Annotated in this window: 8 protein-coding genes and 1 pseudogene; 2 read left to right on the top strand and 7 right to left on the bottom strand. The window is 33.8% G+C overall.

The features are described 5' to 3' along the window. Positions 1–2 precede the first annotated feature (2 nt). The 4 genes from J678_RS13345 to J678_RS13360 form a co-directional block, all read right to left on the bottom strand. Positions 3–1,382 carry an L-serine ammonia-lyase gene (locus J678_RS13345; protein WP_017392999.1) on the bottom strand — a complete coding sequence of 460 codons (1,380 nt, stop codon included), beginning with the start codon at positions 1,380–1,382 and terminating at the stop codon, positions 3–5. 559 nt (positions 1,383–1,941) lie between these two features. Next, entirely contained in the window at positions 1,942–2,376 is a 435-nt protein-coding gene (locus tag J678_RS13350) for an I78 family peptidase inhibitor (RefSeq protein WP_032027347.1), read from the bottom strand. A 160-nt stretch (positions 2,377–2,536) separates the two neighbouring features. Next, positions 2,537–2,989 carry a redox-sensitive transcriptional activator SoxR gene (gene soxR, locus J678_RS13355; protein ID WP_002048264.1) on the bottom strand — a complete coding sequence of 151 codons (453 nt, stop codon included), beginning with the start codon at positions 2,987–2,989 and terminating at the stop codon, positions 2,537–2,539. A 211-nt stretch (positions 2,990–3,200) separates the two neighbouring features. Continuing rightward, a complete protein-coding gene (locus tag J678_RS13360; protein WP_016804812.1) occupies positions 3,201–3,488 on the bottom strand; it encodes a hypothetical protein in 288 nt (95 codons plus the stop codon). 424 nt (positions 3,489–3,912) lie between these two features. Here J678_RS13360 and J678_RS13365 point away from each other — a divergent pair, with 424 nt between their 5' ends. Together J678_RS13365 and J678_RS13370 are read left to right on the top strand one after the other, a co-directional pair. Next, complete coding sequence (locus J678_RS13365) at positions 3,913–4,572, top strand: epoxyqueuosine reductase QueH (protein ID WP_079378119.1); 660 nt, start codon at positions 3,913–3,915, stop codon at positions 4,570–4,572. Positions 4,573–4,887: 315 nt separating this feature from the next. Next, positions 4,888–5,346: a GNAT family N-acetyltransferase gene (locus J678_RS13370; protein ID WP_017394254.1), complete on the top strand. Its 459-nt coding sequence runs from the start codon at positions 4,888–4,890 to the stop codon at positions 5,344–5,346. Positions 5,347–5,412: 66 nt separating this feature from the next. Here J678_RS13370 and J678_RS23105 read toward each other — a convergent pair. The 3 genes and pseudogenes from J678_RS23105 to J678_RS23110 form a co-directional block, all read right to left on the bottom strand. Beyond that, positions 5,413–5,712, bottom strand: a pseudogene (locus J678_RS23105) (DNA glycosylase AlkZ-like family protein); the annotation flags it as partial. Then, complete coding sequence (locus tag J678_RS13375; protein ID WP_017394252.1) at positions 5,690–6,013, bottom strand: nucleoside deaminase; 324 nt, start codon at positions 6,011–6,013, stop codon at positions 5,690–5,692. The gene J678_RS13375 and the pseudogene J678_RS23105, both read right to left, overlap by 23 nt. A 3-nt stretch (positions 6,014–6,016) precedes the next feature. Further along, positions 6,017–6,280 (bottom strand): IS256 family transposase (locus J678_RS23110; protein WP_017482080.1); only part of this gene is annotated, 264 nt, incomplete at its 5' end.

The raw sequence follows: 6,280 nt of genomic DNA on the forward strand, positions 1-6,280 counted from the left end.
TTTTAGCACTCAATGGCGTTAACAGCGAGGCCACCTTTTGAAGTCTCTTTATATTTCTCAGACATATCTTTGCCTGTTTCTTTCATGGTTTGAATCACTTTATCTAGCGTGACAAAGTGTTCATCATCATCATGAAGTGCCATTTGGGCTGCATTAATGGCTTTTACAGCTGCAATTGCATTTCGTTCAATGCAAGGCACCTGAACCAAACCACCAATCGGGTCACACGTTAAACCCAAGTTATGTTCAAGCCCAATTTCAGCCGCATGTTCCACTTGCTCAGGAGAGGCACCTAAAATTTCGGCCAAACCTGCCGAAGCCATCGCACACGCCGAGCCGACTTCGCCCTGACACCCTACTTCTGCACCGGAAATAGAAGCATTGAGTTTACATAAAATGCCGACGGCTGCCGCACTTAGAAAAAAGCGAACTACTTTGTCTTCGGAAAAATCTTTAGAGAAAGTCACGTAGTAATATAAAACTGCCGGAATAATCCCTGCGGCCCCATTTGTAGGTGCCGTCACTACTCGGCCGCCAGCGGCATTTTCTTCATTTACCGCTAAGGCAAATAAATTAACCCATTCCATGGCATGAAAGGTCGTCACAATCAGGTTTGAGTTTTTCTTATTTAATAACTTATCGTGAATTTTTTTAGCCCGACGTTTTACATTTAATCCGCCCGGTAATATGCCTTCATTAATTAATCCGTTGTGAATGCACTGCTGCATCACTTTCCAGATTTCCATAATCTTGCTGCGAATCTCAGCCTCACTACGCCAGCTTTTTTCATTTTCAAGCATTAACTCACTTACTGATAACTGATGAGTCTTACATAAGTTTAAAAGTTCAGCCGCACTGTGAAATGGATATGGAACCTTAACATTGTTAGTTTCAGTTTGGGTGTGTGCTAATTGTCTTTGGCTAACAATAAAGCCACCACCAACCGAATAGTAAGTTTCTGCATATAAAATTTCTTGAGCCTCGTTATACGCACTTAACTCCATTGCATTGGGGTGATAAGGCAAAGATTCATCTAAAAAAAGCACATCATGCTTATAGTCAAAAGAAATACTCTTTTGCCGATTAAGCTGGATTGTTTTATTTTCAAGAACATCTTCAATCAAGCTTGTACTTACTTGGGTATCGATATGTTCAGGGTCAAAACCCATTAAACCTAACAGAACAGCCTTATCTGTCGCATGACCGACACCGGTTGCCGACAGCGAACCGTATAACTTTACCTGAACTCTAACCGTTACCTGTAAATCGTTTTGCTTCAATAAATCATCCACAAAACTGTATGCCGCACGCATTGGTCCAACTGTATGGGAGCTAGATGGGCCGATGCCAATTTTAAAAAGATCAAATACACTAATAAACACGTAGTCCTACCTTCGATTCATTATTATTCGTATGTTCGTCATTATTGTGTCCTTTCGGATAGCTCTAAAATTATCATTAAGCCAAGTACAAATCACGAATAACTATTGGGTAGTCGCATAAAAAGACAACGGTTGAATCTTCTCTCTAAACTAATTGCTACACAATCACAGATTTTGAAGCTTTTAATTTTGTCGTAGACGTTTTGAAAAATTCTTAAATTAATTTAGTACATCAATTTGTATAAATAACAAACAGCACATATTAGCCATTAGTCGCACTTCCATATTTTTACTCATTTTTACTGGTAAAGTGCTTTACATGGTTTGATACAACCTACTTAACTCAGATGCATAATTCACCTGTTACCTGCATCTGAAGTTTTTCTGCCTCTAGTCCGCTAGGGGCTTTTTTTTGTAATAGATAAAAACTGCTATATCAGCTTCATAAGCATAGCGAAAAGCAATATCCTCTCTTCCATTCTTCTTAAACTAAAAGAATAAAAGCCCATCTTTTGACAGGCTTTCTTATTCAGTCTTCTATCAATTTTTAGTTAAAAAATTAACCGCAGTTCGCGTTGGTAATTTTTTTAGTTGCTGGATCAATGGTAACAGTTACTCGGTTTGAACGGTAATCCATCGTCATTGGCTGACCAGGAGCTACTTTACGTACAATTTCTGACTTCGTTTTTTGCTTAATTTGGTCATCAGTTAAGCCAGATAACCCCACTAATTTTTGAGCTTCTTCTGCTACGCAGTTAGCTTGGTTATCACGGAATAATTTCCACTCTTCGACCACTTGACCATTTGGCAGATGACAATATCCAACCTGACCATTTGTTTCATTTCTAATTTCTAATTTTCCGCCTTGTTCAACACAATATTGACTTGCCGGATTTGGTGAACCAATTTTTGGTGGAGTTAATTCTTTTCGCTGTCCTGCGAAAAAAGCCGTTAACGAAACAAGCGCTAATCCAAGAAAGATAGTTTTTTTCATAAATTTTACTTCTTACTAAAAAAACTAAAGATATCAAAAAAATTCATGTTTTATATAAACTGTTTACAATAAAAAACCTTCATAGAGAGTAACTTATAAAATAATTAATTATTCCAAGCGGTACATTATTAGCAATAGAATCAATTAACAAATTTGTGCACTATGATCTTTCTAAAATACGTGCCCCAACGCCTTCTTGTCCCAATACATCATTTGGATTTCTTAGTGGACATTGTTCTAATGACAAGCACCCACAACCTATACACCAATCCATTTCATCTCTAAGTCGCGTAAGTTTTTGAATACGATCATCCAAACTTTTCCGCCAATCAAGAGATAACTCTTTCCATTGCTGTGCAGTTAATTTAGACCCCATCGGATACTTACTTAAAGCTTGTTTAATTTCATCTAATGGAATCCCAACTTTTTGGGCAATTTTAATGATCGCAATGTAACGCAACACCACTAAAGTAAAACGACGTTGATTACCATTGGTTCTTATACTTTTAATTAAACCTTTAGACTCGTAAAAATGAAGCGTTGAAACTGCAACACCACTGCGTTTTGCAACTTCACCTACAGTCAACAAACGGCTTTGATTCGTTTCAGTCATTTCTATTAATCACAACTTTAGTTGAGGTTTTATAAAAGGATGCTTAAACTTTGTCAAATAAGACAATTTAATTTTAACAGTTCAAGCATTTAGAATATTTATCTAAATTTTAAACTACTAGAATGAATTAAGAATATATATCCAAAAACGAACAAAAAACAATCAAACCTTTTAAATTAATACTTCGGGTCAGGCCATATAAAACAAAATGCTATGGTCTATTTTCACAGCCACAAACCCAAAACATATTGTAAACAAATGGCATAGGTGCGCCGAGTGGATAGACTTTAGCTTCTTCTATTTTATATGTCTTTTTTCTCGATTCGATATGTAAAATATTATCACAGCGTGCAATCACTGTTCCTTTTTTATATAGCTTTTTTCTTTCATTTTTTGCATCAAATTTATATACCAAAAAGTAAACTTTTTCCCCTACCTCTATATTTGAATGATTAACCATAATGTAACCATTACAATACTTACATTGCCAATCGTCCATATCTTAAAATATCACATACTCAAATTAAAAAAATAGAATAACTGTTTTAGTATAAATTTAATAAAAATATAAATCTAAAAAAATATTTAAAATTAAAAAATAATACTTATTTGTGACGTTTATCACACTAATTGGCTATCAAATTATAAAAAATAAATATATAAAAGACAAATAGTTAACAGAATATAAAATAATTATCATTTTCAATTAGATCAAATATTTTAAAATCAAACTTAATACTTATAAAATTACATAAACATAATATTTATATTATTATATAAAATAAAAAATAATTTAAATTATTTTTTAAGAACTATATTAAAATCAATAATTAAATATTTTTCATCTTGAATTGAAAAAAATTCACTCCTATATTTATTTAAAAAACTTAGAATATATAGAAATATATCTTGATTTTTTCCTTATGACTACTCAGAGACAAAAACTTGAACTTCCTTTAGGACATAATAAATTATTACTTCATTCATGTTGTGTTCCCTGTTCTGGAGAAGTCATGGAAGCATTAATTGAGTCCAATATAGACTTTTCTATATTCTTTTATAATCCTAATATCCATCCAGTGAAAGAATATCTCATTCGTAAAGAGGAAAATATTCGATTTGCAGAGAAACATAATATTCCGTTTATTGATGCAGATTATGACACAGACAATTGGTTTGCTCGTGCTAAAGGAATGGAAAATGAACCTGAACGTGGTATTCGATGTACCATGTGTTTTGATATGCGCTTTGAACGTACTGCTTTATATGCTTATGAACATGGTTTTAGCTTAATCAGTAGTTCTTTAGGCATTTCAAGATGGAAAAATATGGCACAAATCAACGATTGCGGGATTCGCGCTGCTTCACACTATTCAGAAATCCAGTACTGGGACTACAACTGGCGAAAAAATGGTGGCTCTAGTCGTATGATTGAAATTAGTAAGCGTGAAGAATTCTATCAGCAAGAATATTGTGGTTGTGTCTATTCTTTACGTGATACAAATCGCTGGCGTATGAGTAATGGCCGAGATCGTATTAAACTTGGTGTTAAGTTTTATAGTAATGCTATGGAAGAAGATTAAAAATCTCTCTAGCTAATTAAAAATAAATAAGTTAATTATATTTATTTCATTTTCTAAATTTTTAAACTTAAATAAAAAGAGCCACATCTGGAGAATGTGGCTAAAAGGTGTACTTAGACGAGCTTTGATGTTTTTATAATAATTAAGTCAGCTTAAAATAAGATTAATAAAAATTTTTTATTTTAAAAAGTCATAAAAATAAGCAATTTCTTTTCTCATTAGATTTATTGTGTTAGTTTTTAATACTTTAATGTTTCTATAAACTATTTATATCCAACATATAATTTCATCAATCAGTCAGAATGAAGTGTAATTATGATTCAAAATGAAATAATCAAAGTCTCGCCAGTTCAACAACAAGACTATACTCAATGGTTAGAATATTGGGTTGCCTATCAAAATTTCTATCAGGTCAATTTACCCCTCCCTATCACAAAAATGACTTGGGAGCGTTTTTTCGATGAAAAAGAACCCATTTATTGTGCTGTTGCCAAAAATAAACAAGGTATCTTAGGTTTTGTCACTTATATGTTTCATAGGTCTACTTGGGCAGAAAATAACTACTGTTATTTAGAAGATCTGTATGTATCACCTGAAGTTCGTGGACGACACATTGGTAAACAACTTATTGAGTATGTTCAGAAGCAAGCCACCGAACATAACTGTGAACGTTTATATTGGCATACTCAAGAAAACAATCAAAAAGCACAAAAACTCTACGACTGGATTGCACAAAAGCCCGGCATTATTCAATATCGTATGTCTTTAACCTAACAAGTAAAAACACCAAAAGCCTCAATTCTTTTGGTGTTTTATTTTTAAACCAAAAATAGTGTTTATTTAATTCTTGATACGAATAAGCTTACTTACTTTATCATTAACAGCTAAACACTGATTAAATGCTGCAAAACGTTTGAGTTCTTGCTCTAGCTCGAAAAAGAAATGCTCTTTATCTTTCACTGTTTTTTCTAAATGTAAGCTAATTACTTCTAACTCTTTCACACTCCGATGCGCTTTACAGTCAATTCGGCCTACCAACTCATCTTGATAGAGAATAGGTAAACAGAAATATCCAAATACCCGTTTGGCTGCTGGTACATAACATTCGATCCGATAATCAAACTCCGGTACGGCCTTCAAATCGAACAGGTACATATTCAATTTTCATAGTCTGCTCAGCAAATGGTTTTGCAAGATCAGCATATATTTCAGCTGTAGATAAACCAAACGGTGCGCCATCTTCATTAGAATAAGCATAATGAACTGTTTTTATACCTGCTAAACGCATTGCAGCCATACACATAGGACATGGATGCCCACTTGCAAACACAGAACAACCTTCTAAATTTGCAGTTCCTAGAACTTGGCTAGCTGCACGAATTGCAAGTAATTCAGCGTGAGCCGTTGGATGAGCCTGTAAATTATTTTGTGTAAGTTCCATTTTTTATAAATGATCTTTTAATCGATCATCGAACTGAATCGTAAACCAATTCATTGCTAAACGCCAATTTTGAATTGGCATCGTCCATTTCTTCGCAGCATTTGATGTTGCTAAGTAAATGACCTTCTTTACTGAGTCATCAGATGAAAAGATTTTCCTTTTCTTCGTTGAATGGCGTATTACGCTATTCAACGACTCAATCGCATTTGTTGTATAAATTGCATGACGTATTTCGGCTGGATAGCTAAAGATCGTTCGGATATTTTC

Origin of the sequence: Acinetobacter sp. 1424608, from assembly GCF_000588255.1 — a bacterium.
Taxonomy (GTDB): Bacteria; Pseudomonadota; Gammaproteobacteria; order Pseudomonadales; family Moraxellaceae; genus Acinetobacter; species Acinetobacter nosocomialis.

What these genes read in the sequence shown, in the direction of transcription:
- soxR (WP_002048264.1), bottom strand. Translation starts at nt 2,989, where the DNA reads ATGACTGAAACGAATCAAAGCCGTTTGTTGACTGTAGGTGAAGTTGCA.
- J678_RS13350 (WP_032027347.1), bottom strand. Translation starts at nt 2,376, where the DNA reads ATGAAAAAAACTATCTTTCTTGGATTAGCGCTTGTTTCGTTAACGGCT.
- J678_RS13370 (WP_017394254.1), top strand. Translation starts at nt 4,888, where the DNA reads ATGATTCAAAATGAAATAATCAAAGTCTCGCCAGTTCAACAACAAGAC.
- J678_RS13375 (WP_017394252.1), bottom strand. Translation starts at nt 6,013, where the DNA reads ATGGAACTTACACAAAATAATTTACAGGCTCATCCAACGGCTCACGCT.
- J678_RS13360 (WP_016804812.1), bottom strand. Translation starts at nt 3,488, where the DNA reads ATGGACGATTGGCAATGTAAGTATTGTAATGGTTACATTATGGTTAAT.
- J678_RS13365 (WP_079378119.1), top strand. Translation starts at nt 3,913, where the DNA reads ATGACTACTCAGAGACAAAAACTTGAACTTCCTTTAGGACATAATAAA.